The sequence below is a fragment of the Levilactobacillus yiduensis genome (assembly GCF_024718525.1).
Classification (GTDB): domain Bacteria; phylum Bacillota; class Bacilli; order Lactobacillales; family Lactobacillaceae; genus Levilactobacillus; species Levilactobacillus yiduensis.
In genome coordinates this window covers 1-25425 of the sequence record NZ_JAMXAZ010000020.1, presented here as the reverse complement: position 1 = coordinate 25425, position 25425 = coordinate 1, and the positions used below count along the sequence as shown (strand labels likewise).

Genomic DNA, 25425 nt, shown 5'->3' with positions numbered 1-25425 from the left:
CCTTTACTTCCAAGGCCTGAAGCCTCCCTTCTTCATTAACGATTCTAATTCGTATCTAGTCTTATCAATCGAATGGTCATCCCCATCAGGATAACCAGCCTTGAAGTTCCCGTTAGCATCACGAGCTAACTCGTAACTGGTAAACTCTCTGGCTGTGTTAGGACACCGGACAGGGTCAATGACAATCTCACGTAGGTCTTGCAGCCACTTGAACCCGTGCTCACGACTACCCGGCCCCTTGCGAGCGCCAACCACGTTCAATCCATAGTCCCGGAACTCAGCGATGGTACGTGGCTCAGCTGAGTCAGCAGTAATAACTTCATTCATCGGATTGAGTCGTTTGATGGCAGTCACTGCTTCGCGGTTGGTCATGCCAACACTGTAAATTTCGTTAAACAAAAAGACCCGGCGTCGTGCCGCGTCCCAATATGCGTCGCCATAGGCTAACGGATCATGAGCAAACCCGAAGTCCATGCCATGATAGATTTTATCGAAGTGACTAATCTCTTCGTCTGTAATCTCACGAACGGTTAGGTTGTTGAAAACTTCGGCGCCCGTCCCAGTGACCTCACCTAAATATTCGTGTGCATAGGCCTTAGGATTATCCTTCTTAAGCTGTTCAGCGTCAGCCAAAAACTCTTTCCCTAGCCAAGCTTTAGGTACGCTTAGATAGTCGCTCTCGTGTACCAGTGTATCGTTTCGCCGGCCTTGCTCCTCGCGAGCTTGGTTGACCCAGCTATTTATGCTGGCCGGTGGGTTATAACTGTAGAAGGTCACGATATCCGATCCACCCCGGTTGAGAGATTGGTTGATGTTCCGGATTTCCTTCCAACCTTTGAAGTCAGCAACTTCTTCAAAGTGCTTGAACTTCGTGTAGCCGTGCCGGAACTTCTGTGACTTAATCTTCTCCGGCTTGTCGGCACCCTTAAAACGTATCTGCTGACCTGTGGGGATGTACGTCAGCTGCATAGGACTCACTGAGTCTGCCCACAGGTTAGAGACACCTAGAGTATCAATCGCCCACAGATATTGGTCATAGACTGACTCACGTAAGTTAGATGCGTACCGCCGCATAACCACAGCATTGGCGTCCACATCCTTCATGATGCCCAACACAATTTCGAGCGAAATAAAAGAGGACTTGGTCGACCCACGTCCTCCTGATAACCAGTAATTTGAATGTTGACGGTGCTTGATGTCTTGGTGAAGCTGGTAGAAGCTCGGCGCCATTGAGTGAGCTAGACTAATCTTAGCCATCCTCATCACTCCCAGCGGGGATATCATCGGTAATTTGTACGGGGCCGACAGTGGCGGTTACGTCTCGCTTCTCCGTCCACATAGCGTAACGCTTACCCATGAGTTCAGCAGCTTTAAGCCTATCGGAGATTTTAGCGGGCACCTCGACTTTTGTGCCACTAGGCGTAACAACTACCTCTCTGACCTCGCCTCGTTGGGTAGCAGAGATAAATTCCATTATCTCTCGTTGATCAACAATTTTTTCATCTCGAATTTCTTCCGTCCGTTTTTCAAGTGCTTTCAAAATATCAGGTTTTTTAAGGTTTTCATTTCCAGTTTGTCCAGCTGTCTTTTTGCTATAGCCAGCTTCAATAGCGGCCTGCGTAGCATTACCACTGACAATGTATGATTCAATGAACTTCTGTTGCTTTATCGTTAGTTTCTGCATTTTGCAGGCCTCCTTTATCATTCTTACAAGTTATTATATGCTTCTTGATACTGGGAAACGTAATCATCAAAAACATCAATCTTACTAATTCTTGCATCTGAGGCGTCCGAATTAAAAACCAATCTGATATTTTCTCCACCGATGCCTACACCATATGGATCTAAATCATCATATTTCTTTTCTACTCTCATCAATTTAACTAAACGTTCATCCACATCTTCAGTTCGGTTAGCAGCCTCTAACTCATCAAAAAATCCATCCGTACTACTTAAGTCGGGCTTGAAAATTGCGGTAGCCTGGCCCTCGGCAGCGATTACTTGAGCATCGAAATTATTGGTGCTCCTTAACGCAAATGCTTTTGTTTCCCCGTCTTTAGTAAATCCTAAAACATAAATAGTTGATGTCAACTCTTTAGGCAAGCTACTAACCCACTCATCCTCTTTTAGAAACTTAGAAATGTTGTCCGCTAACACATCAACCTCAAAAGCTAAGATTTCCCTAGAAGCATTGAAAGACTTTTTCAAAACATCGAGAACCCCTGTTCCTGCAATTACGGATTGAGCAAACGGCAAATATTCAAATTTTTGTGTGAAATACTGAGGCACAGTTTTACCTTCTGAATCCTTCATGGAAACGAGTGTGTCCATTGATAAAACAATTGTATCAGTATCAATCAATGCATTTAATGCTGTCATTTTAAGCACCCCTTTATTTCATAAGCATAACAAAACCCCAGCATTACTGCTAGGGCAAGTGTGAAGGAGTGTGAAATTATTGTTTCAACATCGCGGGTAAGGATTTGCACCCTACAATTGCCTCCAACTATGAGTAAAAGCATACGGATCTGAGATATGCGAAAACCTCATAGTCAGCAGTGTCTACCTATTCCACCACCGCGATACATAGACTATTTAATGTATTCCATATTACTATAGTAACTCTTTAGTTCGGCTATTTCTGGACACTTGTTCGGCGCGTTTTGGACATGTCGTTAAACGCATCAATGCCGAAAATCATAATCGATAGGTCATCGATAGCCTTGCGTTCGTCCCGCCGGATGGTCTTCTCATCAACACGGTAAAAGTCGGCCAGTTGTAATCGTGTCTGCTTACCATCAATCAGATACAACTTCTTAATCACGTCATACCGGCGCCGGTCTTCGAACGTCCCTGCCGTGCAGATTTCCTTGTACCGGCTCAAAATATTGTTGACGAACTCCATCATCTCTTTGGACCGCACCCGATACCCCAGTAAAGAGTACAGGCTCCGTTCATACTGCGATAGTGGAACATCCTCCTTTACCTCGGGTAGTTCAACCGTCAAGTGGTTCTCTAAGAGCTGGTAGTGAGACAGCAAAGACTTAGTGTTCCGCAACTCTTCCTCAGACTCAATCTTAGAGAACTTATGCCCCCGTGTGATTAGTCCATCCACAATCTTAGCAACAGTTTCATCCGATAAATCAATCGCCATTCATCAACACCTCCCGTACTACCGCGTTACGCTCTGCAATCGTTAGCCGGTGATATGCCACCCGCACGGTATTAGGCCAACGCTGGAAGTGATTGCTCATCCACATCATGCTTCGAATAATGTCACTGCACTGATCATCGAAGACAGTCAGTAGGTAACGACGGAATGTTTTTTGATCAGTCGTCATTTAGATCTGCCTCCTTAACAAACACACCATCAACTAGCCTTCCCTTACGCCCACTAATTTCCTCGTAAGCGGTTTCTAAGCAATCTTCGATAGATAACCCACGTTGCTGACAATAGATGGTCAGGACCACCAGAATGTCGCCTACGCTGTCGATAACCTCGGCCTTGCGCTGCTTGTTGTGGGCGGCTACCAGTTCGCCAACTTCTTCGACCAGTTTCAGCAGTTGATTCTTGGATGGCTGCTCATCTAGGTGGCGGGTTACAGACCATGCTTCAATTTGCTTAATTAGATTGTCCATTATTCTGCCTCCGTAAGCATTCTCAGGTATCCAGTCAGGGCTGATAACCCATTCTTGGTGAATTTCATCGCTACAACCTGATCATTCTTTCTTGGAAACTGTTTAGTGGCAGTAACCGTATACGTCCCATCATGATTATTGCCAATACCCAACGTACTCTCAATCACTTTAGGTTCAGTTAACGCTACCTGTTCGTACTGTGTCATTCAGGCTCCTCCTCATCGTCGGGCATATCACGCTCAATCCAGCTTGTTCCGGCAAACTCCGCTATGGCCGCCGCAAACTCGGGTGACACCTGCTTCCAGTAAAACGAACGGACACAGTAACTGCACTTATCCTTGCTGATAGTAACTACCCAGCGCCCCATGTCTTCGAACATCACAATTTCATCAGGCGCAACGTGTGGCTCAAAACCTTCTGCTAAAGCAATTTCCATAAACTCAGCGTATTTCACTTGTCTGCCCCTCCTGTTAAAATCTTGCCGAACTTGTCAAAACTAATATTGATTAGCAGTTTGATATCACCGATAAGAAGCATCGTCCAACCAGTATTGTTTTCAACTGCATAGTCAATTTTACTTAGGTTTATCCACACTCGATTGCCATTGCTGTCCTCAGCCATGATCCAGCTCGGCCGACTACTGTAACTGTACATTAGTCTACGCTCCTTTCGCGTGTTCCCGTACATGTTCAGTCATCCGCCGTTTCTTCTTACGCAAAGTTTTTTTCATGTGCTTTCGTTGTTTGCTCATTAGAATCCCTCCAGTAAATTGCCCAAATTATCTGCCCAGTGTTCGTCTGTAGCTCGCCTGGCTAGCTGCTCCACACTTAGATACTCAAATCCCTTACTAAGCTGACGGTGCCAGAAGTTAGACTTTCCTCTTGGCGTCAGATTCATCCAGAATCCCTCGGGCCTCATAAAGACCAGTGGTGTCACCCCTTTCGTTGAGAACCTGTCATCCACCATAATAAAAATCGAGTTGTCAGCCTTTAGCGTAAATATTTTCCCAGTTTCTGGAATCACTTTCCTGCCCCTTTTCAATCATGGCTTGTAATACGTTTTCAACATTCATCACTAATCACCGCGCACAGCTTAGAGACTAGGAATGGCAGCTCATCGAGTGTCTGAACCCGGCGTCCAGACCAGGCGTATAAGTGGTTGTAGACAATCATCGCTTAACCTCCTGCTTCCCAAATTCAGCGATTTTTGCATAGACATCGCCATTAGGTAAAAGTTTGAGCTGAGCAATTAAAGCTAAAAATTCAGATTCAGTGAAAATAAAATCCGACATTCTCAAAGAATTTTCATCAACAAGCGCCGTTATGCCAAAGCCAGAGCCCCTTTTATACCATGCGGAAAAGTAGGAACCGCCACCCACATCCTGACCTAAAATGATGTTCCAACGTTTCTCGGTCTCACGCTCGTTAAGTGGCGTTCCGGCGTAATCCATCACCACATTAGCAACATAATCGGGTAAATCGTGAATCTGATATTTACCTACTTGGTGTACATCGATGAGTGCTGTTCCTGGAATAATTTCACTTCCAATCGCCAATCGACCGCGACCAGTCATACGAACCGTATAACCGGTTTGCTTCATGAACTTCGTGAACTCGCTAGTTTTCATTGCTCTCCTCCATATACCAGTCATTAGTCTCCATAATCGTTAGCGCCCGCATTAAATCGTCTTCGTTGAAGTACCCAAAGTGGCAGTAATCTAAGTCAATGCCCATAAGGTGGGCCATCCGCTTATAGCAGCGACTCCGTGACAACCAGTGTGACCGCCATACTTTATCGAACCGAGAATGACATAGCATTTTCAGCTCTTTCATCTCGGGTGTCGCTAAAATACCTAGTGGCATACGTGTTGGATGCTTGCTGGCCCCGTCACTGTAAACTCCTACACTGGCCTGACAATTGAGACAAAAGTAACAGCGGCCATTGCCAAATTCCCGCCCGCCATAGATATTGGCATTACTGGCGTACACAACTTTACCCCCACAGTATGGGCAGGGGTGCTTATCCCACTGTTCTGGCTTATGCTTTAAGCTTTCCATGATCTTAGTCATCCTCCTGAGTTAGTTGTTCTTGCGTCCATCCATAATGGCGTCTCATTTCCCGCACCCAGCTCAAATCACGGTGCAGCAGTCTGCCAACCTCTCTCGTACTTTTATCCTGATGGATTTTCAGTAGTCGCTGGTCTTCCTCAGTAGCGGTGTACTCGAAGTCTTCTGGCATACGGTTTAGCACCCAGCCTCTGCTGTGGTGTAATTTTATTCCAATGTGTGTGACAAAGAATCCTCGCTCTGTCAGTTCGCGAACATCTGCAAGTTCCTCCAGCTTGATATACTCCGCCTCATTTCCGTAGCGGTCCGCCAACTTGCGAGCCTTTTTAACCACCGAGTCTGGCCAATTGCTTACATGGCCGTACGCATCCTCAGCCGATTGAATATGGGACAATAATTCTGCGTTCAGTGACATGTCAATCACCTCCAACAATCGTTAGAGCATCATCCACACTTCTAGCCACTCCGTACAGAACTGGGAAAGGTTTAATAAATTGTGCAAATAGCTTCTGATCTGGGCGCAACCGCCCCTTTTCGTTTTTAATCTCTAGGCAGAAGAATCGACCATCCGAATGACGGAACCCACAGAGGTCTGGGAACCCTCTGGGAAATAACATGATCATCGCTCCTGACTCAGTCCGAACTCGGCCAGCATTGCTGCGAAAAACGGTAAAGCCGTTCTGCGATAGTGCCAACATGATTCTATTCTGCAAGGAATGTTCACTCTCCATGTTCATACCTCCAGACAAAGCCCTTATACCGATGACCACGTTTCTTGCCTTTAGCAGCCTCACAAATACCGGAAGATTGTCCTCCCATACTTCTAGCCGCTTCTCGTAACGAGTAATAGCTACTTACAAATTCACCGTTAAGCGTAAATTTCAATATAGTCTTAGGTCTAGAAGTTAAGTGATTTTTAACAGCATGAACGATGTTTTCAGAACGCGTCGCCCATTCCAAATTAATCACTCGATTGTCAGTTTTATCGCCATTCAAATGATTTACCTGTATTTTGTTTTCAGGATTTGGAATAAATGCTTCTGCAACGAGCCTGTGTACCAGCTTATTTTTTCGTTTTTCATGACCGTAAAGAAGCACATTCCGGTACCCTGTCTTCAACGTAGCTGGATGCAAGACTGTTCCCTGATGAAAAGAGAACGATCCATTCTTAGACGGCCGATACATGCCTTTGCTTCGGACATTTCCTCCGTTGCTTACTTCATAATCTGGAAAACCGTCAACCGGTCTCCACTTTTCCTCACTTTCGATAGGATTACCTCCATTTCGTGTAGCCGAATGCAGGGCTAATTTAGTGCCTACACAGCCTGTATCCCTTGGTACACATGGACTATGTAGGCAATGTAGCGAATGTAGTCACTTTTATCCTTTTCTTTTATATACGTTTATTATTATTAATTAATGATATATAGAAGAAAGTATACATAACTATACACAGCTCAACGGGGACAAGGGGTTCGAGTGCCTACACATGGCTACACAACCCTACATACCCTACATTCATCGTTTTCGGGGATGGCTAGTTACTATATCAAACGGTTTTATGAAAGCTTTTAAGCTAACTCCGACGTAGTAAACGCCCTGTGAATCACGTTTCTTGGTATATTTGTCAGCCATCTCCTTGCCAAACTTAGTCGAATTCATCAAGTACTGAGAATTATCATCAGCCCAAGATTTATAGCGTCGATACAGCTCGGAAGCCCGCGCCATCTCTCCTTTACCAACCACACAGCATTCTTCCATGAACTCGGTCGTTACATCCATTTCGTTTCGGTAACTTTGGCTAGCCTGAACCACACTCTCTGGCGGTTTCAATCCCTCGCGTTGCCACTTAAGCGCACCTTCGACAGCCCAGTTAAGAATGCCGACCTCTTCGCGCTGTAACTTGTACTTGAGATCTTTGTCCACTCGGTTGTCCGGAATCTTAACTGCGAATGGCACCAGCATGAGTCGCCGCCAGATACCATCATCAGTTCCCCGAATGATTGGCTTGTGGTTGGTCGCCAGCCATAGTTTGAACTCTGGCTTGAACTCAAATTCTTTCCCGTAAAGGTAACGGGCCGTCACGGTGTCACCACCAGTCAGTTGCTTCACTAACCCTTCATCCAATCGCAACCCATCATTAGGTTCACTAGATGTGACTAGCCGGGCTCCTTCAAGTCGGGCAATGTCAGAGTTAGCAGCGGAACTATTATTCTTGACCATGATTGAATCGGCCTGCATCGACCGGGCGTAGTTGCCCAGTGTATCTGCAATGGTATCAATAAAAATTGACTTACCGTTACGGCCGTTCCCATAAAGAATGAACATGACTTGCTCTTTTGTGGAACCAGTAAGCGAGTAGCCTACCGCCTTCTGCACATAGTCAATCAGCTCCGAATCACTGTCGAAAATCTGGTCAAGAAATTGTGTCCACTCCGGTGCGTCAATCGTATCGGTATACTCTACCGCCGCCTGTCGTGAGAATAGCTTCTTGATATCGTGATCCTTCAAAATCCCACTTGATAGGTCCACATAACCATTGGCTACGTTGAGAAGCGTCTTGTCACTATCAAACTCACCGTGGAGAACAGGAACCCGGTGCTTCAGCTCTTCCATCATGGCTTTCTTACCCGCATTAGAACGAGACTTCTTGATGTGCGTTTGAAACTTCTTCTCCGCATCTTTCTCAGTTAATCCACTGTCAGGTGGTACAACCAGTTTCTCATGCTTAAGATCATCAACTACTCGGTCCACTAGGCTGTGAACTTGTCCTGTATCATCAACTGACCAGTAGCTACCGTTGTAGACAATCCAAGTCTTATCGGTAAAAGAGTATTTAACTAACTCTCCGTACCGGTCCATGAAGCGATCAGCGTTACCAGTGTCGTCCCAGCTACGGGGCGGTGCATCCTTCTTCATTTCTGCCTGGTTAGCAAATTCAAAATCATATTTGAGTGGTGCCTTACCACGATTGAAAACGTCTCGCGTTTCGTTAATCGCCTTGTTCAGAGTGGCAACCCCATAGGTCGTCTTACCATGCTTCTCATCCCACTTGTCTCGGAGTAGGCTAGACTGCCGGAAAATACTGTCCATCTTGGCGAAGTCCCGGCCTGTCCAGAAAGCTAGGTCGTTAGCAAACGCTAGGTCTGCTTCGGATTGTGACGTATAGAATTGCTCCCAGCCACCTTCCATGAAAAGTTTGAATCGCTGACCTGTTTGGGACGCCTCGGCTCGTGCGATGACTTCCGTTTCAGACAGGTCATTCATTTGTGGAAGCTGGTTGTTCGGCATTGCTACCACATTAGTGGGCTTTAGGTACCGGTCATACAGTAGCTTAATCAGCTTGGGTTCTGGCTGGTTGATACCGTCATGTGGTCCAATCTGGTTACCCGTCATGGCAAAGAACCTGCCAGAAGTGTACATTTCTACATTTCCTGACCGCCGCCGGTCACCAGGAATCTCGCCCTTAATGATGATGTGGATGCCAGTCCCAGATACGCTAGTTTCGGCGTAAGACTTGGTGATAGTTAGGAAGTGCTGAACCTCGTTATCATCCGTCTCGCCACGTTGCCAACGCTCTAGGTCTTGTTCCAAGTGATCAACATCGATTCCCACATAGGGAGGCTGGAAGTAAAATCCCAATCCGTCCATGCCGTAGTCACCCATTGCTTGCAACGCTGTATCGAAATCCGACCATGTAGACGGGTCGTTGGACTTCCCATCCCCACCGTTGTATGGATTCTTAGGGTACTTGGCATACTTGTTCTTCTCTGGTTGCCATTTGAGTTTGTAAAGCCCCCACCTTTTTAGGGACTTGAGTTCCTCGGGAATTCGTTCATACATCAGCACTCCTCCTTAGAAGGGAAGATCGTCGTCAGGAATATCAATCGAATCGCCAGTATTAGCGAATGGGTCACTAGTATTCGTAGCGGGTGGTGGCGTTGGTTTTCCTGCTGTAGGTCCACTCTTCTTATCCTTGTACGTATGCTGTACTTGAGGGAATTGCGTAACCTCAAAGTTCCATGGAGCGACCCGATTGACCGTGGTCGTGGTGCCGTTGTACGTGTTATCTTCTTGTTTGACGAACACTCGCACTGCTGCACCGCTGATGAGCTTGATAAAGTCATCTACCGTGTGTAGTGGCGTGTTTTCTGGCACTCCCGCTGCTTGCAGAATGTACTGGAATCCATCCAGATCGTACTGGTTGGTTGCCTTGCGTTTCCAGTTGTCCACAAAGATGTGACGATTATGGAACTTAGCATTGGTTTCAGCCAAATCTGGTACTTTGTCTAAATCGTTTCGCACCAGCAAATCAATCTGTAAGGTCTCTGCCCCGTTCTTAGTGGCGTCTTCCTTAGCATTATTGATGATCATTTCGTAGTTTCCTGCGGGAAGTGCTTCATAGTCGCCACCCGTGTTATTTGAGTAATCCGTATTCATAAAATCTGCCATTATTTATTCCTCCTAATTTTTAATTAATCCTCTTTGCTTAGCTTGGAACCATGCCCAGCCTGGCTTATAACCCCGGGCTTTCGCAATTCCCCGCAAGTCTTCCATGGTCTGCGCCTCACTGGGCTTCATTCGACCATACCGGACCGAATTGTACTCGGCCTTCATATCGAGCCGACCATGAATCTGTTCAAGCTTCACTTCATGGTCAACCTCCATCTCTGTTTCCGTCCGCTGGATAGCTTTTCCACACACCGGACAGACTGTGGACGAAGCTGGAATCACCGCGTAACAGAACTCACAGGTTCTGATTGGTGGGGCATCACTCGTCTTGCTTTTACGTTTCTTTCGGTCGTCAAGCGTCCAAGTGTGTTCGTCATCCGGTAACCCGAACCGTGAGTAATTAGCAACGTGGTCAATGATGGTCGCCGTCTTGTTTGGCCTGTAGCGCATTGACCTCATCGACTGCTGAATATAGAGCACCAGTGATTCGGTTGGCCTGAGCATGATAACCACAGAACAGTCAGGGACGTTGAAACCCTCACTAATCAAATCCACATTGCAGAGAACCTTGAGCTCACCAGACTTAAAGTCAGCCATGATTTTCTCTCGCTCTGCTGTGGGTGTTTTCGCATCGGTATGTTCAGCGCCAATGCCAGTCTTTCTAAAGGCTTCTGCTACTTCTTTGGAGAATTCTACCGAGTGAGCGTAAACAATAGCCTGCTGGCCCGGTGTCTTTTCCTGATAGGTCTTAACGACATCCCCGAAGATAGTCCGGCCTACCGCGTCATCAATCGACTTGTTGGTGTAATCACCGGTACTTGACTTCTTCAACTTCTCGTCATTGACCAGCTTTACTGAGAAGTATTTATACGGTGCCAGATAGTGGTTCTCAATCAGCCAATCAATCGAGGGGCCTAGCACCATATCATCGTAAACATCGTGCAAGCCTTTCCCGTTTAGACGCCACGGCGTTGCAGTAAATCCTAGTCGTGGTACCCCGGCGTAGTAGTCGTAGATTTTTCGGTAGGTCTTAGCTAAAGAATGGTGTGATTCATCAGTAATTATTAATGCTGGCTGCGGTAGAATCCTTAATCGGTTAGCAATTTTGCCAACCGTCAGAATTGTGCATCGAGTGAGATCAACCTCATTCTCTCGGAATGAATTAGTTATCTGCTCAACGAGCTCCTTACGGTGGACCATAAACATCACTGAGCCGCCCTTATTAACCGTTAGCCGCGCTATTTCGGCAATGATGACTGACTTGCCGGACCCAGCCGGACTTTGCAGTAACACTGATTTATTACCCTTCGCTAGTGCTTGCCGTGCCTGGTTTACCAGCTTTGTCTGGTACGGATGGAGTTGGTACATTCACATCACCACCAATCTCAGTAAACAGTGTCTCCGGTAGTGCAAACTTCCGGTCGTCCAACTGATTCTTAGCAAATGCGGCATTCGACGGTTTGAGAATGAATCCCCGAGCCCCAGTCTTGTCAGAAATGACCATGCGACCAACCACATTCATCAATCCCATCACGTTAGTTACTAGCTTCTCTCGCATTTGTGGCACGAACTGGTTATACGTCTGGCCGGTCGGTGTATCAATCTGGCGCGTAGTCTCCCAAGCCGTATAGACTTTATTGACCCCCGGCCACGAGTTGATGAACCGAATCATGTCAGGTAGATAGAAACCAAACTGGTTATAGTCGTTCATCTGGGGGATGCCCATATCAGCACCGGACTTGGTCTTAGCTTCATTGGCTTTTTCGCCTAGCCATGCTTGCTCAAACTCGCTGATATTGTCGAACGCGATGTTATCGTAATTGCTGAGCTGCGTCTTATAGATTTCGCCAAGCAAACTGCGGGCCCCTTCTAGCGGGTGCTTCGTGTCCAGCTTAACCACATCAACATTGGGTACCCCTGCTAAAACATTGGTCGTTCGATCAACATCAATGACTAGTGTTCGACCGGGGAGATAACGTAGTGTGGAAGTCTTACCCACACCAGGTTGCGCATAAATCAGCACTGAGAAATCTTCACCGCGTTTAATATCAGTTGCGTGTTGGATTTCCACGGCTATCCCTCCCGTTCATACTTGATACTCTCAGAATCCATATAACTCTTGAGCAACTTCATCTGTGGAATGGTAGCTGTAATCTTCAGCACAACGGCTCGTGAGACCACTTCACCAGTGTTGGTATCAACTACCGTGTCCCCCTTAGCTTGCTGGTGGGTGCGTTCCTCAGCGGCCTTGGCTTCCAGCTTACGTTGCTTCTCGGCTTGCCGCTCTACTTGGTTGTCGATAGCTCTCATCAGGTATTCAACGTCTTGTCCCTGTTTCACTTGGTCAACCCAACCTGCCGGGTCAACTTTCTGAATTTCGGCATACTTGGTGATGGTTGAGCAGTCGGCTGCTAGTTGGTCAGCATGTTTTTTCATCAGCGTCATGGTGCCGGCAATGCCTTCCACAATCTGCTTCTTGGTAGCTGACTTATTTAGCCATGATGGTTCGATATCAACCGACTCAGCTTCCACACCATAGTTGGGAGCCATTTCAGCAATCAACCCTTCAACCCGTTCTTGCTTAGCCGCCCGCTCTTGGGCAACGACTTCACGAATCTTTGTATCGAGTGGTGAGATTACTGAATCAATCTGCTCCTTGAACAAATTCATTTGAGCATCAAACGTCTTGACCGGTTCCGCGTACTGCCGCTTGATAGTTAAACGCTTTTCATCAATCGCCTTAGACACTTTGTTCAGTTCGGCCCGCATGTTTTTAACGTCTTTGACGTTGTCCACAGTAACCACAAAATCTTGGTTGTACTTGGAGACAATTGCCGTAACCGCCTGTTGGACCTGATCTAAGTTGTTGATTGTGATTGGCATTGGCTTTACGTCAATTACCGGTTCAACGATTGCTAGTTCGTTAGCCATACATGTTCCTCCTTCGAATACTTTTCGTATTGCTGAAACCGGTAAGCGGCTAAGTTCTCATACCCGACTGGGGTTCTTAAGAATTTCTGGTACCAGTATTCACTTTTCTTCATTGAAAAATACCTCGCTTTCGATTACGATAGTGATAAATAAATGTTTTTCTCAGGCTCGCTAGCGGTGCAACGCTAACGGGTTTTTTCTGTGGATTAAAAGTTTGAAGCGCCGTCCTCCACAGATTGTGATTAGTAACATTAGATAGTTCCATAAAAAATCTTCCAATCTCCAATTCTTTTCCCTCTTCAAAGTTGATATACTTTGTTTAAGAGGAGGTGATTAATTTGAAAATTAAATTGCTACTAAGAGAAGGCGGTTCAATCGTTGTTTACAAATTCAAAGAGTTACATTACTCGCCCAAGAGTGGCACGCTTGTAACACTTACACCCAGCGATTGTTCACAATTCTCCATTGGCGACGTATTTGATGATCTGACAATCATTGGAAGTACGATCGTCTCAATCCGAATTAAGGACGTAAAGGCCGTCCTTTTTGATGAGGATTAATAAAGTACCAACAATTCATAAAGCTTCGTGATGGTTGCCGCCATCTCGGGGCTTTTGTTTTCTGTCTTAATCAATGAGATCAGATAATCCCGTACAATATTCTGCAGTTCAAAGTCCATTATCTTCGCCACCTTTCATACCCGACTCTCAGCAAGCCGCCTAGTCCGAACACTGCTACAAAAATCAGTACTGCTTCCAACGCGTAACCTCCGCTCTTCCTTAACCACCACTACCCGCCTAGGTATTAGTTACTTGTTTGTTGGTGGTCAAGAAGCCATTGATGTACTGCTGGTGCGTAATACTTTCGGTTGTTGCCCTGCTGCACGAATGGAAAATCCGGCTGGTACAGATAGTATTTGTCGGCCGTATCTGGCTTGATGCCAAATTCTGGGTACAAATCCTTACGATCAAGAAGTTTCGTGCTGACAGTTACTTCCTTCCGACCGTCTTCAACACCTTTCAGGTAAGCCTGCTTGAATAGAGCGGCTAATCCTTGAACTAAGTCATTCATAGTTCAACACCTCCTAGTCGAAAAGCTTGTCGCCATAGTGACCGACTAGCCAGCCGATAAATAGCAAAAACAATAATTTTGCTGTTAACATGCTTTTCATCCTCCTTATCTTTCAGAATCGATTCGCTCCATGTCCACACCCGCAAGAATCAACGTATACGGGTCAATGTGCAGGTATTCAGCAACGGACTTCGCCTTCTTTAAAGAAATGGAATCTGCCGTTTCCCATTTGCGGATAGAACCATTTGCAAATCCGAGGTCCGACTCAATTCGGCTGATTGGTACATGGCGTTTTTTTGCAAATTTTTGAATCGTAGAATACATGATGTCACCTCCTTTCTAACTGTAATTCGTTAATCAGTCTAAATTTCCCTTGCCTAAAATAGACTTATAGCCTATAATTAGGGCATATTAAAAACAGTCGTTGCTCCCACCCAATTGCTTATTTCAGCAATTTCCGGTGTTTGATTGACCGTTTGGATTAATTAAACTAACTTACATGAGTAAGTATATAGACTAAAAGTCTATATGTCAACGATTATTTTTGCACTTTTAGTCTATAAAAATATTTCACCAATAAAGGACGTTTTAAAATGACAACCTACCAGTACATTCAGCAGGCAGCAAAAGAGCGCAATACCTCTATAAGACAAATAGAAATAGCGCTGGGATTCTCAAACGGGACTTTACGTAAATGGAAAAATAATGCCCCAACGGATAAGTTAACACGTGTTGCCACTTATCTTCGTGTGGACCCGGTAGATTTAATGTTCGGTCCTACAAAGAGTAGCAATGAAACTAAGGTCGCCAAAGACGTAATCGATAGTCTAGGAAAGAATCTCGTTGAACATCTCATTCAACTTGACGACATCCACAAGCAACGAGTATTCGCATATACTCAAGCTCAGCTAGAGGACCAAAATAGCATCGAAACTTTAGCAGCTCACCAAGCTGATCCTAATCACCGAATCACTCCTGATGAGGCAAAACATATATCCAAGATCTTGGATAGTTTCATTGATGATTACGAAAAGAAAAATAAGTAGGTGTTGCCATTGTCACTAAGCAAAGTTGAACAACTTATCGACGTGTATTCAAAATACGTAGCCATTATCGAAGTACCCAATTTAAAATCTAAAATTGGTGCTTTTGGCACATTCAAAGTCAAAAATGGAAAACCATATATTTTCATTGATACAGATCAGCCCGAAATTGATAAGCGAGTAATTCTTACTGAAGAATTCATGCACTTTCTCCACAGTGTGGGCATGATTTTAGACAAAGACAATTTAAATCAGCGCAAACAAGAATTACAGGCTCGTAATCTGACTTATAAGGCTGTTGTCAGCATTGATGACCTACTTCGCTGCTATCTGATGGGCCTTGAAACACCCTACGATGTAGCTAGCGAACTTGATTTGCCTGAGGAATTTCTAAAAAATGCTATTGATTACTTTAAAACCCAGTACTCCAAACCGTTTGAGTATAAGGGCTATGTAGTCATATTTTCAGACACCGTTAACTTTTATAAAAATAGCATTGTTAAAAGCGTGTAAAATGTAACCGCCATCAAAAATAAGATGATAGCCCAACAATGCTGATGGCTTTAAAAGCTGCAAAATACATATTCGGAGGTTCCACAATGGCAATTTTTAGTATGCTTTGTAGTCTATCTCTTATCGTCCTCATTATCTTACTCTTTCTCTGGTTTCGAGCCCGACGTAATAAAACAGAGTCCAAAATTACTGGAAAAATTTTAGGATATGCTGCCGGATTTTGGATACTCTTTTTAGCGCTAACTGTTATTTTCCCAACATCCGACTCAAATGAAGCCTCTTCTAGTAGTGAAAGTTCGTCTTCAATCTCTTCCAGCTCCAGTAGTAGTTCATCTTCTCAATCCACAACTGAGAATGATATTCTTGCAGGCTACTCTGCAAAAGAGCTTAAATCTTATAACTCTGGATTAATTGACAGTTTGAATGAAGACCAAGGATATGCAAATAATGGTAAAAAGGAATACAATGCATCGCTTTATATCGACACCTTAGGATATAGCAGCCGTGGACTGATTGTGAAAGTCACTTCAGAATTCGCGTCACTAGATAAGGACAGTAAAACGGTTGTTGGCCAGTATGCTCAAAAGCTCGCCAACGCCCAGGTAGTGCTTCAGGGCGACAATGTTTCTGAAGAATCTACGCCAACGACTCAAATTTACTATGGAGCTAAGAAAATCGGTCACTCAAAGCTTACAAATGGTACTGAATTTAAATGGGAAAAAGCGTGACAATTGATACACCAACGTTTTGAACACCTATGTTTTTAATTCATAAAAAAAGCGCATCCCCTCCCGCCAAGAAGTTGGATGCGCTCGCCAAAACATATAAGCCTGTGGACGAATCTACAAGCTGTTTTAAGAATACATAGCTGTACCCTTTTCATCAATTCTACAACTAAAGGAGGTGTTGCCACAACCTTAACCGTAAATCTACCCGCCTAGGTGAATTTATAAATTAAGGAGATAATCAAAATGGCAAGTTTTCAAAAGCGCGGTAAAACATGGACCGCAAAGATTAGCTACTATAAGGACGACGTTCGCGAATTCGTAACAAAGGGTGGCTTTCGAACTAAGAAAGAAGCCCAGTACTGGGCCAATGAGAATGAACTAGACATTTCAAATGGCAGTAATCTCAAGGGCGGTAAGCAACTATTCACCGACTACTTTTTGAATTGGTATGAAACGTATAAGAAGCCAATTCTGGCTAAATCAAGCCGACTACGCTACCAGTACACTATTGGTATCATCATGAACAACTTTGCAGGCAAACGGCTCGATGAAATCACTAGAAGTGAGTATCAGCAATTTCTAAACGAATACGCCAATCCCCTCTCAGTAGACGGCAAAGAAAAGAAGCAACGATCTTTAAGTAGTTCTGAAAAGGTTAACGTCCAAATTCGGGCATCCGTGCGCGATGCCGTTGAAGATGGCCTAATCAAGCGTGATTTCACTGCTCACACTAAGATAAGTGGCCGCCCGGAAAAACCTAAGGAGATGAAGTACCTAGACGCTGGTGACGCTGACAAGCTTACCCGAGCTCTAGAATCCGACATCAATATTGCCCACCTTACCAAACTCATGGCTCTAGTCTCCTTACAGACTGGAGCACGATTTAGTGAAGTCGCCGGCCTAACTTGGGACTGCTTTTCAGAGAAGTTCAACACGTTACGAATTAATAAGGCCTGGGATACCCTTGGTAAAAAGGACTTCACCGACACCAAGAATCCACAGTCGAAGCGAGTCATTAAAATCACGCCCCATATGAGTGAGATTCTACGAAACTACCACAAGCTCCAACTAATTAAGTTAGAAGAACTTGAAATCGATAACCCACTCAATTTAATTTTTCTGAGTCAAATCGGCAAGGTCCCTGACGATACTGCTGCTAATCAAACACTTCATCGGGTGCTAAAAAAAATTGGTGCAAAAGATATTACGTTCCATGGATTGCGGCATACCCACGCTTCATATTTAATTTATAAAGGTGTCTCAATCTACTATATTTCTGAACGACTGGGACATGCAAATTACTCAACAACTATTCGAGTGTATTCCCATATGATTCGAGAAATGGAAAAAGTCGAGGCTGGCAAAACCCTTGTGGCTCTAAGCGAGATGGGGCGTTCGGTGAACAAGTTGGTGAACAAAAGGGCTAAAAACGGGTGATGTTCACCAAAATGTTCACCAAAATATCAATCTGCACCGTTTTCTAGCTATTCAGAAAAAACAAAAACCGCTTCAAATCAACGATTTGAGACGGTTTAAGACGACACCAGTTTAAGAAATATGGCCCCACCCGGACTCGAACCGGGATCATTCGCTTAGGAGGCGAGTGCCCTATCCAGTTGTGCTATAGGGCCAAAATAAAGATCCGCTTATAATTTTCACACGGATCTGGGAAATTGTAAAGGACTAGTTCTGCGCGTCGTGGTCCCGCCACTTCTTGCGCATCCCTTTATTCTTGGTGTGCCGGTTCTTGTGCTTCTTTTTCTTACTTGGGTTAGGCGTTTCGGCTTTGGCTGCCGCCTTGACACTGACCTTAGCCCCAGACTTGGGCACAGCGGCGGTTACTGACGTCTGTCCGGCCGCACTGGTCGTTGCCGTCCGTTCGGCCTTGGCCGTCTCGTTGGCCTTGACCGTCGCTGCAGTCGGACGTTCAGTGGTCAACGTCCGACCACTGAAGTATAGTGGCACGAGGTCATAGTCCGTGTCCTTGAGCAGGCGTTTCAAATCACGCAGGTCGTGGTCATCCCCTAGACTGATGACTTGCCCCGGTTCACCCATCCGGCCGGTCCGCCCGACCCGGTGCACGTATTCATTGACCTTATCCGGCAAGTCGTAGTTGATGACGGCTGGTAGCTTGGGAATATCCAACCCCCGCGCCGCCACGTCCGTCGTCAACAATAAGCGAATCCGACCTTGGCGGAAGTCTTGCAGCGCCTTTTCTCGTTGCACCTGCCGCAGGTCACTGGTCAAGCCAGCCGCAGACACGTGGTCGTGATAAAAGCGCGTGGCGGTCTTCCGCAGCGTGCTGGACTGCTTGAAGAAGACCAGCGCCCGGAAGTTGGGCATCGCCAGCAGGCGTTTGAGCATCTGATCACGCTTGTTCATCCCGACTTGTAGCAGGCCGTGACGGACTTCGCCTTGCGTGTTGTCCTGGTCGCGGACGTCCACGCGTTCAACGTCTTGGCCGAACCACTTGTCTAATTCGTGTAGAATCGGCGTATCGGTGGCGGAGAAGAAGCCCAACTGCACGTCAGCCGGCGTGGCCTGGGCAATCTCACGCACCGTGTCCAATGTATCACCCGTCAAGAGGTCATCGGCCTCATCGACGATTAGCATCGAGACCAAATGTAGCTTGAGCTTGCGGTCATTGACCAGATTTAAGACCCGGCCCGGTGTACCGACCACGATTTCCGGCCGCTTCTTGAGGCGTTCCGTTTGCCGTTTGACGTTGGCGCCCCCCGTTAAGGCGACGACTTGCAGGTCCAACAGCTTCCCCCAATCGCGCATGACGCGGCTGGTCTGAATCGCCAGCTCTTGGGAGGGTTCTAAGACGATCAGTTGCGTCCCATCACCAGGCAATAAATTGGCTAAGGCCGGCAACGTAAAGGCTACGGTCTTCCCGGAGCCGGTTGGTGCCAGGCCTAAGACGTTTTTGTCGCCGACCATGGCGTCGTACACCGCCGTTTGAATAGCGGTTGGGGCTTGGTACCCTAAATCCGTAAAGTGTTTTTCAAATTGTTTTAACATGCTGTTTCCTTTCTAGTCGTTCTCATCAGCTGGGAAACGCAGGTTAGCGCTGACCCGCAGGCTGTAGAGTACTTGGTTCACGGTCAGACTCCACTGGAGCCAACGCTGGTAGTCCGCTTGGTTCTGCGGTTCATCCGGTGCCAATAACACGCGGGCAAAGTCGACCACCTCAGGTAACATGGGGTTGGCCAACGCTGGGGCGCTCAGCTCCTGCACGTTCCCGGCAGCGTCGCGTTCTTCGACGTGGGTCAATTCACCCGCACTGTCCAAGGAGACCGTTTCCTTCAAGCCATAGATTTCTGATGGCGCTTCGGAATTACTGGTCTTGCCAAAGGACACGGTCACGTCAAAGCCAGCGTAGCGCAACATGGCGACCCCTTTGCCATCCGCCCCAGTCGCAATCAGGGTTGGGTAATACTGCACGTGTTCCGGTTGGCCAAACAGGGCGATGGCCAGATAAATGGGATACACCCCCAGGTCCTGTAGCGCCCCACCGGAAAATTGCCGGCTAAAAACGTTTGGCACTTCGCCGTCCAAGACCAGGTCGTAGCGTGACGAATACTTCATGTAGGTCAACGCCGCTCCTTGAATCATGGGCAGGCCCAGCAGTGCCTTTTCCAAAGCTTGGAAATTAGGTGTGTGCACGTGTCGCGCCGCTTCAAAGAACTTTACTTGGGGATGTTGGGCCAGTGCTGCTTGGATGGCCACCATTTCTTGTCGATTGCTGAAGGCTGGCTTTTCGACCACGATTGAAATATCCCGGTCAATGGCCGCCATGGCTTGCTTGAAATGCAAGCTGTTCGGCGAGGCAATGTACACGACATCCAGCTGACACTGGGTGAGCATCTCTTCATAATTGGTATAGCTAGCTTGTGCGTGATTTTTGGCAGCAAATGCGTCCGCCGTTTCTTGATGGCGCGAGTACACCCCGGCCAGTTCATACTGCCCACTGAGGGCTAAGGCTTCGACTAATTGTTGCGTAATCCAGTTGGTGCCCACTGTTCCCATGCGAATCATGTTGATCCCTCCAGATTGTTTAAGTTCCTATTTAATAGTTATCAGTGAAAATGACTAAGACCACTTTTAGCGTACCACACTTCATCAGGTAATCGGTCATCCACGTTCACGCGGCGTACTGATTGAAAAAATGCGGCAACGTTGTTAGAATTTGGTATAGCTAAACTTTCAGTTAATTTTATTCAGCGGCGGCTACCGCAATCCTTATTTTAACAGGCTCTGTGCTTCGGCGATAGCCAGAGAATTAAGTTTCCTAAAAATCCAAGAGAAATATTGCGGTTTTTCGGGTTAGAAATGTTATATTGTAAGAAGAAACCTAAATTCAAGGGAGGGATTACCGGTGAAAGGTCGAGACATTGCCTTATTTGGAATTTCACTGGTTGCCGGATTGACTGGCGGCTTTTCGTTGCGCAAAAAGAAAGACCCACAACCAAGCACGTCGCCGCTCTTTTACGTTGGCACGTGGCAGTTCATTGACCCCCACAACCAGCGCCGCCACCGGCTAGAAATTAGTCCTAATCTTGACGTGCAAATCGATGACCACCAACTGCAGGTCCGCGTCAAAGACCTCAATGAACAGCAGCTTACGTTTCAAGATAAGTTTGGCTATCATCTGACGATCCACGCCAATGAACGCCAACCAATTTCTTTTTTCGATGAAGCCGACGACTGTACTTATGCAATGAAACCTCTGACGACTAAGTCAGACAAACCCAATGAAAAATAACCGGCCCCGCACCTGTGGCCTGGCAAAAGATTAGCTCTGTAAAACCCATTCGGTTCTACAGAGCTAATTTTCGTTTGTTGTGCTTAAACATGTGCTTTTGGGGCTCTTTGTTTACAGTGTCTGAACTGGCCGCCTCCCGTCCGCCAAATATGAGCCGGATCGCGGTGGGCGGCGGGACGAGCCAAAGATCGGTCTCGTCTCCTCGACCTTGAGCCGAAGAACACGTCTCAAAGTCGCCAGTTCCCTAACCGGCAAGAACCATGCCGCTAAGGGAACTCCCACGGCTGAGCTCATATTTGGCGGACTCCCGGCTACAGAGGTGATTAACCACCCATCAGTTTAGTGCTTGGCGACAATTGGCCTATTGACCTAATCCAGTGTCACTGTCAACCACCAACGCATCGAAGTGAACCGGAAGACCGTTCCTCAGGCTGGAGTCATCTCCATAGCTGGCGGACGGTAGGCGGCCAGTGCCATGTGACTCTTAGCCATACGTCATCAATCAGCCGTGAACTTCTGCCAAGCGTGCTGGTTGCCATTGAACACGGAACGGGCAACTGGCAGGCTCTGGCCGTTTTGCGTGACGCTACCATCCGCATCGTATTCAATCATCTTCACCTGTGCGTTGTGTCCGGCCAATTTACCGCCGGCGACCCAATAATTTTGTGCGGGCAAGACTGGCTGAACGAATTGGGTCAGGACTTGTTTGGTCGCGAAGATAATCACGCCCTGATGATACCATTCCAGCTCACTGACCAACTTTTTCAGCTTCTGCCCCTGCTTGGCCATGTCGACGTTACTACTATTATACTTACCATAATAGTTCACGGTAACCATGATTGGTAGGGTCCCAGTATTCTGCCCGACCGTACTGTGGAAGTGCCGGTACTGTTGATTGGCCGAAGTGGTGAAGCTAAATGTATGGGCAACCCCCACTTTGACGCTCGCCCCCTGCGAACGCGAATAGTTATCGCTAAAGTCATCATCCGTGTAGGTTGCCCCCGAAGTGGCTTGCAGATAGACAAATTGGACGTGTTTCGCCAATTGTTGGTAATCCAGGTAGCCACTGTCCTGATTGATTGTGACGCCCCGAATCGGGTAGTTGGCCAATTGCTGTTTTTGGTGCGCCTGCCACTGGGTCCAGCCCACGCCCACAATCAGTACGACCAGAATCAGCACCAGTAAGGCCCACCACCGGCGATGATGCCGACGATGATACGTATTTTCATAGATAGGCTGCACCTCGCGCCGTTTCACCGTCAGTCACCACTTCTCCTCAGCTTTTAGAATATCATCTATTATACCATGCTTAGTCCCCAAAAAATCTTAAAGAAAAGTGTGCCCGACAAAAGTGCTTCAAAACGTAAATGACGAGTTCTAAATCGAAAAACATTGATTTAGAAACTCGTCATTTTTTGCAAAAATTTTGGTGTTGAGTATTTCGGGTAAAACATTGTCTTATCTCTTTCAGAGAAAGCTCTTTGAAAGTCGAACTAAATCATTGTGAATGTCTCTCTGACTTCAAACACGTAGTTTATCTCGTTCAAATGCTTTAGAAAGCTCCATATACGAAAAGCCACAAATCATCGCCATTACTCCATACAATATAAGCAAAAATCGTCCATTTACAAGCTGAAAGAGAAATGTCCCTACTGGTGCGCCGATTGCATCTCCAATCAAGAAACCGGATTGTGCTAATCCCAGATATACGACTGTTTCTTCCTTGGGAAACATATCATACTCCACTAGTTCTTTCAGCATAAAAAATCCTGTACCTTCGATGGACATTACGATAAAAGCAACCATGATCCAAATGTATTGCTGTTGGGTCATCAAACCGCAGAAAATAATGATACTCCCCGAAAACAACTCAATAAGCCAAAAATAATATGCTGGCTGCTTGTTAAAAATCGGTAGTTGAAACAGAAACGCCGACAACATGGTCACCACCCCTAAAGAGGTAATGATGACACTTACCGCACCAACGCTATACCCAGCAGCCCGCAGTAGTGCCGGAGTGATCGGATCAACGATAGAGGTTGTTATGCCCATAAAGATGACAGCAACCAAATACGATAATCCCCGAACACGATTAGCTGGCAATGCAAGAATCTTTGATTTTCTCTCAATTTTAATTTCACCATCTATGGGAACGGAATTGGCCGGCAATAAAATTATTGCCATGGCAGTTGTCACTAAAATTAAGACATACACGACGTTATTTGATGAAAAGATGAATAGAATCAGTCCCGTGACTAGTGTTGCTAATAATGACGTAATTTGCATTATTGTGTATCGAGACGAGATTAGGATCTGCTTGTCCTCCGGATTTTCATCCGACTCTGCATAAATCCACTTTCTTACTACTAGGATTAGAATAGCTGCTCCAAAACCCGAGATGCTGCCCGATATGATAGCTATCCAGCTACTTTGAAAGAAAACTCTCAGGATCATACCTGTTGCGTAAACTAATCCAAAGATTTTCGCAATCTTTCTCAAACTCATTCTTTCTAGTCTATTGGTTATCAAGAAAGAAAAAGATCCAGCAATTGCCATCGCCGAATATGCCAGTGAAAAGTTTATTAACTTGCCGTTTTGCTGAAAGTACAGAATTTGCGTATATTTCGAAACGCCCATAGAAAAATAAAACATTGTTATATAGATGAACAAGCTTTTGTACTTTCTCAATACTCCTTCATAAAGTCTTACATTTTTCATCTCTTCACTTTCTTTTCGATTATTGACACAGCTCTCGGACCTGATTCTCATAGATTTCATTTTGTTCAATAAATCTATTTACAAAATCCTTATCAACCGGCATGTTCAAATTAATTACACAAACGAGATAGTTATACAGAAATAGGTTTTTAACTTCAGGCTCAATGTTGTAACGGACCGCAGCTCTCGTTAAGGGTAGCGCCTTTTCGTATTCTTCCAATTCAATCAAGCATTGGGCTTCATAGCTAGATTGATATACAATATCTTCGGAACCTGACGCCTTAATTTCTTTCAATACCTCCAAGGCTTCCTCAAACCTTTTGTTTTCAATAAAGAAGCGCACAGCAGTATAACGATACTCGACGTCATTGGGGTCGAGTCTAATCAGTAAACTCAGTTGATTTTCTGCCTGTTCCAACATCTCTGCTCGTAAATATACTTGAAAAATATTAAAGTTTAATACCGCGTAATGCAACTTCGCAAAACCATTTTCCTTAATCAAAGGGCGTAGTTCGCGAATTAGCCCTTTCATTAAGTCAATTGTTTCATTGAAGTGGCCCTCAAAGAATAATAGCAACGCATACCCATTTCTATTAAAAATTCGCTCAAAATCGCGGTTACTCATAGGGATCTCTTCGTTCAGACACGTAGAATAAGCCTCGTTTAGAATCTTCTTAGACTTTGACAAACTTTTAAATTGCTTTGGTAAGTGTCTTGAGTAGAGAAGCGCCAGAAGGTATTGGGCGCTAACCAAGTTTTCATTACCTTCAGCGGAGGTCACCTTCTTGTCAATGACCCTCTCAATGATCGACTTCGCCGCTAACGGATCGGACAGCCCTGAATAGTTAAACGCCATTGACTTGAGTAAAATGGGATTGTCCACCAGTTCTTTATCATCCATTAAGGCGTCTCCAATTTTTCTGGCACTCCACGTGTCTCCAATATTTTGAAAGTACCGCATCTTTTTATAATCTCTTGGAAGCTTTTCAAGATGAACTGTACGGCTTACTTCCTTAACAGATGTCATCTCACAGTAGTCCATCAATTTATCCAAGAACAACCTCTCAAGAGGGCTATTTCCAAAAACATTAACCACTATCATGAATCGTTCTATCAAGTACTCTAGCAGTTTTAATGGCCACCTGGTTCACAGTCATTTTCCCGAAACTTTCTTCGTAGAAGCGTAATTGATGATTCATATCCTGTTGATCAGTCAATGAAAGCTTGCTAATATCAAAAGGAAGGTTTAAAAATCGACGTTCTACTGGCGATAATTTTTCGCCCACATGAAAGTGAACAACAATTTTTGTAATTAACTCGGTCGATAAATCATTATTTTTTTCAAACATATTGATTTCCCCCATTCGACAAAATGGTGACAATCATGATAATTGCCACCATTTCACTACAAAATCATGTATTAACTAACGCGTAGTGCTAGTAATGTAATATTTCAAGAATTGAATAACAAGCTTAAGTCCTAATGCATGCAAAAA

Annotated in this window: 34 protein-coding genes and 1 tRNA gene; 6 read left to right on the top strand and 29 right to left on the bottom strand. The window is 45.6% G+C overall.

Annotated elements, in window-relative coordinates:
• Positions 1–3 precede the first annotated feature (3 nt).
• The 20 genes from NGM66_RS10750 to NGM66_RS10655 form a co-directional block, all read right to left on the bottom strand.
• Positions 4–1257 (bottom strand): PBSX family phage terminase large subunit, encoded by a 1254-nt coding sequence (locus NGM66_RS10750; RefSeq protein ID WP_258115633.1) that lies wholly within the window; start codon positions 1255–1257, stop codon positions 4–6.
• Complete coding sequence (locus NGM66_RS10745) at positions 1250–1684, bottom strand: terminase small subunit (RefSeq protein WP_258115632.1); 435 nt, start codon at positions 1682–1684, stop codon at positions 1250–1252. The genes NGM66_RS10750 and NGM66_RS10745 overlap by 8 nt, the downstream gene beginning before the upstream one ends.
• A gap of 23 nt (positions 1685–1707) precedes the next feature.
• Positions 1708–2379, bottom strand: a complete 672-nt coding sequence (locus NGM66_RS10740) for a terminase (protein ID WP_258115631.1) — start codon at positions 2377–2379, stop codon at positions 1708–1710.
• Between the two features lie 256 nt (positions 2380–2635).
• Entirely contained in the window at positions 2636–3154 is a 519-nt protein-coding gene (locus tag NGM66_RS10735; RefSeq protein WP_258115630.1) for a hypothetical protein, read from the bottom strand.
• A complete protein-coding gene (locus tag NGM66_RS10730; RefSeq protein WP_258115629.1) occupies positions 3144–3341 on the bottom strand; it encodes a hypothetical protein in 198 nt (65 codons plus the stop codon). The genes NGM66_RS10735 and NGM66_RS10730 overlap by 11 nt, the downstream gene beginning before the upstream one ends.
• Complete coding sequence (locus NGM66_RS10725) at positions 3331–3639, bottom strand: MazG-like family protein (RefSeq protein ID WP_258115628.1); 309 nt, start codon at positions 3637–3639, stop codon at positions 3331–3333. The genes NGM66_RS10730 and NGM66_RS10725 overlap by 11 nt, the downstream gene beginning before the upstream one ends.
• Positions 3639–3845, bottom strand: a complete 207-nt coding sequence (locus NGM66_RS10720) for a hypothetical protein (protein ID WP_258115627.1) — start codon at positions 3843–3845, stop codon at positions 3639–3641. The genes NGM66_RS10725 and NGM66_RS10720 overlap by 1 nt, the downstream gene beginning before the upstream one ends.
• Positions 3842–4093 carry a hypothetical protein gene (locus NGM66_RS10715; protein ID WP_258115626.1) on the bottom strand — a complete coding sequence of 84 codons (252 nt, stop codon included), beginning with the start codon at positions 4091–4093 and terminating at the stop codon, positions 3842–3844. Before NGM66_RS10715 ends, NGM66_RS10720 begins: the two co-directional genes overlap by 4 nt.
• The gene (locus tag NGM66_RS10710) at positions 4090–4293 is read right to left on the bottom strand and encodes a hypothetical protein (RefSeq protein WP_258115625.1); all 204 of its coding nucleotides are present in this window, start codon (positions 4291–4293) and stop codon (positions 4090–4092) included. Before NGM66_RS10710 ends, NGM66_RS10715 begins: the two co-directional genes overlap by 4 nt.
• A 514-nt stretch (positions 4294–4807) precedes the next feature.
• Positions 4808–5266 (bottom strand): hypothetical protein, encoded by a 459-nt coding sequence (locus tag NGM66_RS10705; RefSeq protein WP_258115624.1) that lies wholly within the window; start codon positions 5264–5266, stop codon positions 4808–4810.
• Positions 5256–5696 carry a zinc-finger-containing protein gene (locus NGM66_RS10700; protein WP_258115623.1) on the bottom strand — a complete coding sequence of 147 codons (441 nt, stop codon included), beginning with the start codon at positions 5694–5696 and terminating at the stop codon, positions 5256–5258. The genes NGM66_RS10705 and NGM66_RS10700 overlap by 11 nt, the downstream gene beginning before the upstream one ends.
• A gap of 4 nt (positions 5697–5700) precedes the next feature.
• Positions 5701–6120, bottom strand: a complete 420-nt coding sequence (locus NGM66_RS10695) for a hypothetical protein (protein ID WP_258115622.1) — start codon at positions 6118–6120, stop codon at positions 5701–5703.
• 1 nt (position 6121) lies between these two features.
• Positions 6122–6436, bottom strand: a complete 315-nt coding sequence (locus tag NGM66_RS10690; RefSeq protein ID WP_203640709.1) for a VRR-NUC domain-containing protein — start codon at positions 6434–6436, stop codon at positions 6122–6124.
• Positions 6426–6974, bottom strand: a complete 549-nt coding sequence (locus NGM66_RS10685; protein ID WP_258115665.1) for an HNH endonuclease — start codon at positions 6972–6974, stop codon at positions 6426–6428. The genes NGM66_RS10690 and NGM66_RS10685 overlap by 11 nt, the downstream gene beginning before the upstream one ends.
• A 249-nt stretch (positions 6975–7223) precedes the next feature.
• Positions 7224–9548 carry a phage/plasmid primase, P4 family gene (locus tag NGM66_RS10680; RefSeq protein ID WP_258115621.1) on the bottom strand — a complete coding sequence of 775 codons (2325 nt, stop codon included), beginning with the start codon at positions 9546–9548 and terminating at the stop codon, positions 7224–7226.
• 12 nt (positions 9549–9560) lie between these two features.
• On the bottom strand, positions 9561–10157 hold the full coding sequence (locus NGM66_RS10675) for a DUF669 domain-containing protein (RefSeq protein ID WP_258115620.1): 597 nt from the start codon (positions 10155–10157) through the stop codon (positions 9561–9563).
• Between the two features lie 12 nt (positions 10158–10169).
• Entirely contained in the window at positions 10170–11525 is a 1356-nt protein-coding gene (locus NGM66_RS10670; protein WP_258115619.1) for a DEAD/DEAH box helicase, read from the bottom strand.
• Complete coding sequence (locus NGM66_RS10665) at positions 11458–12228, bottom strand: AAA family ATPase (RefSeq protein ID WP_258115618.1); 771 nt, start codon at positions 12226–12228, stop codon at positions 11458–11460. Before NGM66_RS10665 ends, NGM66_RS10670 begins: the two co-directional genes overlap by 68 nt.
• Before the next feature lie 2 nt (positions 12229–12230).
• On the bottom strand, positions 12231–13088 hold the full coding sequence (locus tag NGM66_RS10660) for a DUF1351 domain-containing protein (RefSeq protein ID WP_203640715.1): 858 nt from the start codon (positions 13086–13088) through the stop codon (positions 12231–12233).
• Positions 13073–13201: a hypothetical protein gene (locus NGM66_RS10655; RefSeq protein WP_258115617.1), complete on the bottom strand. Its 129-nt coding sequence runs from the start codon at positions 13199–13201 to the stop codon at positions 13073–13075. The genes NGM66_RS10660 and NGM66_RS10655 overlap by 16 nt, the downstream gene beginning before the upstream one ends.
• A 225-nt stretch (positions 13202–13426) precedes the next feature.
• Between NGM66_RS10655 and NGM66_RS10650 the strand changes: the two genes are divergently transcribed.
• On the top strand, positions 13427–13648 hold the full coding sequence (locus NGM66_RS10650) for a hypothetical protein (protein ID WP_258115616.1): 222 nt from the start codon (positions 13427–13429) through the stop codon (positions 13646–13648).
• Positions 13649–13892: 244 nt separating this feature from the next.
• Here NGM66_RS10650 and NGM66_RS10645 read toward each other — a convergent pair whose 3' ends face one another.
• Together NGM66_RS10645 and NGM66_RS10640 are read right to left on the bottom strand one after the other, a co-directional pair.
• On the bottom strand, positions 13893–14159 hold the full coding sequence (locus NGM66_RS10645) for a hypothetical protein (protein WP_258115615.1): 267 nt from the start codon (positions 14157–14159) through the stop codon (positions 13893–13895).
• A gap of 105 nt (positions 14160–14264) precedes the next feature.
• Positions 14265–14483: an XRE family transcriptional regulator gene (locus NGM66_RS10640; RefSeq protein WP_258115614.1), complete on the bottom strand. Its 219-nt coding sequence runs from the start codon at positions 14481–14483 to the stop codon at positions 14265–14267.
• 269 nt (positions 14484–14752) lie between these two features.
• Between NGM66_RS10640 and NGM66_RS10635 the strand changes: the two genes are divergently transcribed.
• The 4 genes from NGM66_RS10635 (at position 14753) to NGM66_RS10620 (ending at position 17880) form a co-directional block, all read left to right on the top strand.
• Positions 14753–15205, top strand: a complete 453-nt coding sequence (locus NGM66_RS10635) for a helix-turn-helix domain-containing protein (RefSeq protein ID WP_258115613.1) — start codon at positions 14753–14755, stop codon at positions 15203–15205.
• A gap of 9 nt (positions 15206–15214) precedes the next feature.
• Positions 15215–15715: an ImmA/IrrE family metallo-endopeptidase gene (locus NGM66_RS10630; protein WP_258115612.1), complete on the top strand. Its 501-nt coding sequence runs from the start codon at positions 15215–15217 to the stop codon at positions 15713–15715.
• 86 nt (positions 15716–15801) lie between these two features.
• Positions 15802–16443, top strand: coding sequence for a hypothetical protein (locus NGM66_RS10625; RefSeq protein ID WP_258115611.1), 642 nt, complete (start codon positions 15802–15804; stop codon positions 16441–16443).
• Between the two features lie 243 nt (positions 16444–16686).
• Positions 16687–17880, top strand: coding sequence for a site-specific integrase (locus tag NGM66_RS10620; RefSeq protein WP_258115610.1), 1194 nt, complete (start codon positions 16687–16689; stop codon positions 17878–17880).
• A 121-nt stretch (positions 17881–18001) separates the two neighbouring features.
• On the opposite strand, the gene NGM66_RS10615 is transcribed toward NGM66_RS10620, so the two are convergent.
• The 3 genes from NGM66_RS10615 to NGM66_RS10605 all read right to left on the bottom strand — a co-directional run bounded on the left by NGM66_RS10615 (position 18002) and on the right by NGM66_RS10605 (position 20484).
• A tRNA-Arg gene (locus tag NGM66_RS10615) sits at positions 18002–18074 on the bottom strand.
• 52 nt (positions 18075–18126) lie between these two features.
• Positions 18127–19467 carry a DEAD/DEAH box helicase gene (locus tag NGM66_RS10610; RefSeq protein WP_208909263.1) on the bottom strand — a complete coding sequence of 447 codons (1341 nt, stop codon included), beginning with the start codon at positions 19465–19467 and terminating at the stop codon, positions 18127–18129.
• 12 nt (positions 19468–19479) lie between these two features.
• Positions 19480–20484 (bottom strand): Gfo/Idh/MocA family protein, encoded by a 1005-nt coding sequence (locus tag NGM66_RS10605; protein ID WP_258115609.1) that lies wholly within the window; start codon positions 20482–20484, stop codon positions 19480–19482.
• 340 nt (positions 20485–20824) lie between these two features.
• Between NGM66_RS10605 and NGM66_RS10600 the strand changes: the two genes are divergently transcribed.
• Positions 20825–21211: a DUF4828 domain-containing protein gene (locus tag NGM66_RS10600; protein ID WP_208909261.1), complete on the top strand. Its 387-nt coding sequence runs from the start codon at positions 20825–20827 to the stop codon at positions 21209–21211.
• A 498-nt stretch (positions 21212–21709) separates the two neighbouring features.
• Here NGM66_RS10600 and NGM66_RS10595 read toward each other — a convergent pair whose 3' ends face one another.
• The 4 genes from NGM66_RS10595 to NGM66_RS10580 form a co-directional block, all read right to left on the bottom strand.
• On the bottom strand, positions 21710–22468 hold the full coding sequence (locus tag NGM66_RS10595; RefSeq protein WP_208909260.1) for a GH25 family lysozyme: 759 nt from the start codon (positions 22466–22468) through the stop codon (positions 21710–21712).
• A gap of 264 nt (positions 22469–22732) precedes the next feature.
• Positions 22733–23989, bottom strand: coding sequence for an MFS transporter (locus NGM66_RS10590; protein WP_258115664.1), 1257 nt, complete (start codon positions 23987–23989; stop codon positions 22733–22735).
• Positions 23949–24983 (bottom strand): tetratricopeptide repeat protein, encoded by a 1035-nt coding sequence (locus tag NGM66_RS10585; RefSeq protein WP_208909258.1) that lies wholly within the window; start codon positions 24981–24983, stop codon positions 23949–23951. Before NGM66_RS10585 ends, NGM66_RS10590 begins: the two co-directional genes overlap by 41 nt.
• Positions 24984–25017: 34 nt before the next feature.
• Positions 25018–25278, bottom strand: coding sequence for a hypothetical protein (locus NGM66_RS10580; protein WP_208909257.1), 261 nt, complete (start codon positions 25276–25278; stop codon positions 25018–25020).
• Positions 25279–25425 lie beyond the last annotated feature (147 nt).

Excerpts from the sequence above, each read along its gene's own strand:
- NGM66_RS10750 (WP_258115633.1), bottom strand. The coding sequence starts at position 1,257 with ATGGCTAAGATTAGTCTAGCTCACTCAATGGCGCCGAGCTTCTACCAG.
- NGM66_RS10745 (WP_258115632.1), bottom strand. The coding sequence starts at position 1,684 with ATGCAGAAACTAACGATAAAGCAACAGAAGTTCATTGAATCATACATT.
- NGM66_RS10740 (WP_258115631.1), bottom strand. The coding sequence starts at position 2,379 with ATGACAGCATTAAATGCATTGATTGATACTGATACAATTGTTTTATCA.
- NGM66_RS10735 (WP_258115630.1), bottom strand. The coding sequence starts at position 3,154 with ATGGCGATTGATTTATCGGATGAAACTGTTGCTAAGATTGTGGATGGA.
- NGM66_RS10730 (WP_258115629.1), bottom strand. The coding sequence starts at position 3,341 with ATGACGACTGATCAAAAAACATTCCGTCGTTACCTACTGACTGTCTTC.
- NGM66_RS10725 (WP_258115628.1), bottom strand. The coding sequence starts at position 3,639 with ATGGACAATCTAATTAAGCAAATTGAAGCATGGTCTGTAACCCGCCAC.
- NGM66_RS10720 (WP_258115627.1), bottom strand. The coding sequence starts at position 3,845 with ATGACACAGTACGAACAGGTAGCGTTAACTGAACCTAAAGTGATTGAG.
- NGM66_RS10710 (WP_258115625.1), bottom strand. The coding sequence starts at position 4,293 with ATGTACAGTTACAGTAGTCGGCCGAGCTGGATCATGGCTGAGGACAGC.
- NGM66_RS10705 (WP_258115624.1), bottom strand. The coding sequence starts at position 5,266 with ATGAAAACTAGCGAGTTCACGAAGTTCATGAAGCAAACCGGTTATACG.
- NGM66_RS10700 (WP_258115623.1), bottom strand. The coding sequence starts at position 5,696 with ATGGAAAGCTTAAAGCATAAGCCAGAACAGTGGGATAAGCACCCCTGC.
- NGM66_RS10695 (WP_258115622.1), bottom strand. The coding sequence starts at position 6,120 with ATGTCACTGAACGCAGAATTATTGTCCCATATTCAATCGGCTGAGGAT.
- NGM66_RS10690 (WP_203640709.1), bottom strand. The coding sequence starts at position 6,436 with ATGGAGAGTGAACATTCCTTGCAGAATAGAATCATGTTGGCACTATCG.
- NGM66_RS10680 (WP_258115621.1), bottom strand. The coding sequence starts at position 9,548 with ATGTATGAACGAATTCCCGAGGAACTCAAGTCCCTAAAAAGGTGGGGG.
- NGM66_RS10675 (WP_258115620.1), bottom strand. The coding sequence starts at position 10,157 with ATGGCAGATTTTATGAATACGGATTACTCAAATAACACGGGTGGCGAC.
- NGM66_RS10670 (WP_258115619.1), bottom strand. The coding sequence starts at position 11,525 with ATGTACCAACTCCATCCGTACCAGACAAAGCTGGTAAACCAGGCACGG.
- NGM66_RS10660 (WP_203640715.1), bottom strand. The coding sequence starts at position 13,088 with ATGGCTAACGAACTAGCAATCGTTGAACCGGTAATTGACGTAAAGCCA.
- NGM66_RS10655 (WP_258115617.1), bottom strand. The coding sequence starts at position 13,201 with ATGAAGAAAAGTGAATACTGGTACCAGAAATTCTTAAGAACCCCAGTC.
- NGM66_RS10645 (WP_258115615.1), bottom strand. The coding sequence starts at position 14,159 with ATGAATGACTTAGTTCAAGGATTAGCCGCTCTATTCAAGCAGGCTTAC.
- NGM66_RS10640 (WP_258115614.1), bottom strand. The coding sequence starts at position 14,483 with ATGTATTCTACGATTCAAAAATTTGCAAAAAAACGCCATGTACCAATC.
- NGM66_RS10635 (WP_258115613.1), top strand. The coding sequence starts at position 14,753 with ATGACAACCTACCAGTACATTCAGCAGGCAGCAAAAGAGCGCAATACC.
- NGM66_RS10625 (WP_258115611.1), top strand. The coding sequence starts at position 15,802 with ATGGCAATTTTTAGTATGCTTTGTAGTCTATCTCTTATCGTCCTCATT.
- NGM66_RS10620 (WP_258115610.1), top strand. The coding sequence starts at position 16,687 with ATGGCAAGTTTTCAAAAGCGCGGTAAAACATGGACCGCAAAGATTAGC.
- NGM66_RS10610 (WP_208909263.1), bottom strand. The coding sequence starts at position 19,467 with ATGTTAAAACAATTTGAAAAACACTTTACGGATTTAGGGTACCAAGCC.
- NGM66_RS10605 (WP_258115609.1), bottom strand. The coding sequence starts at position 20,484 with ATGATTCGCATGGGAACAGTGGGCACCAACTGGATTACGCAACAATTA.
- NGM66_RS10590 (WP_258115664.1), bottom strand. The coding sequence starts at position 23,989 with ATGAAATCTATGAGAATCAGGTCCGAGAGCTGTGTCAATAATCGAAAA.
- NGM66_RS10580 (WP_208909257.1), bottom strand. The coding sequence starts at position 25,278 with ATGTTTGAAAAAAATAATGATTTATCGACCGAGTTAATTACAAAAATT.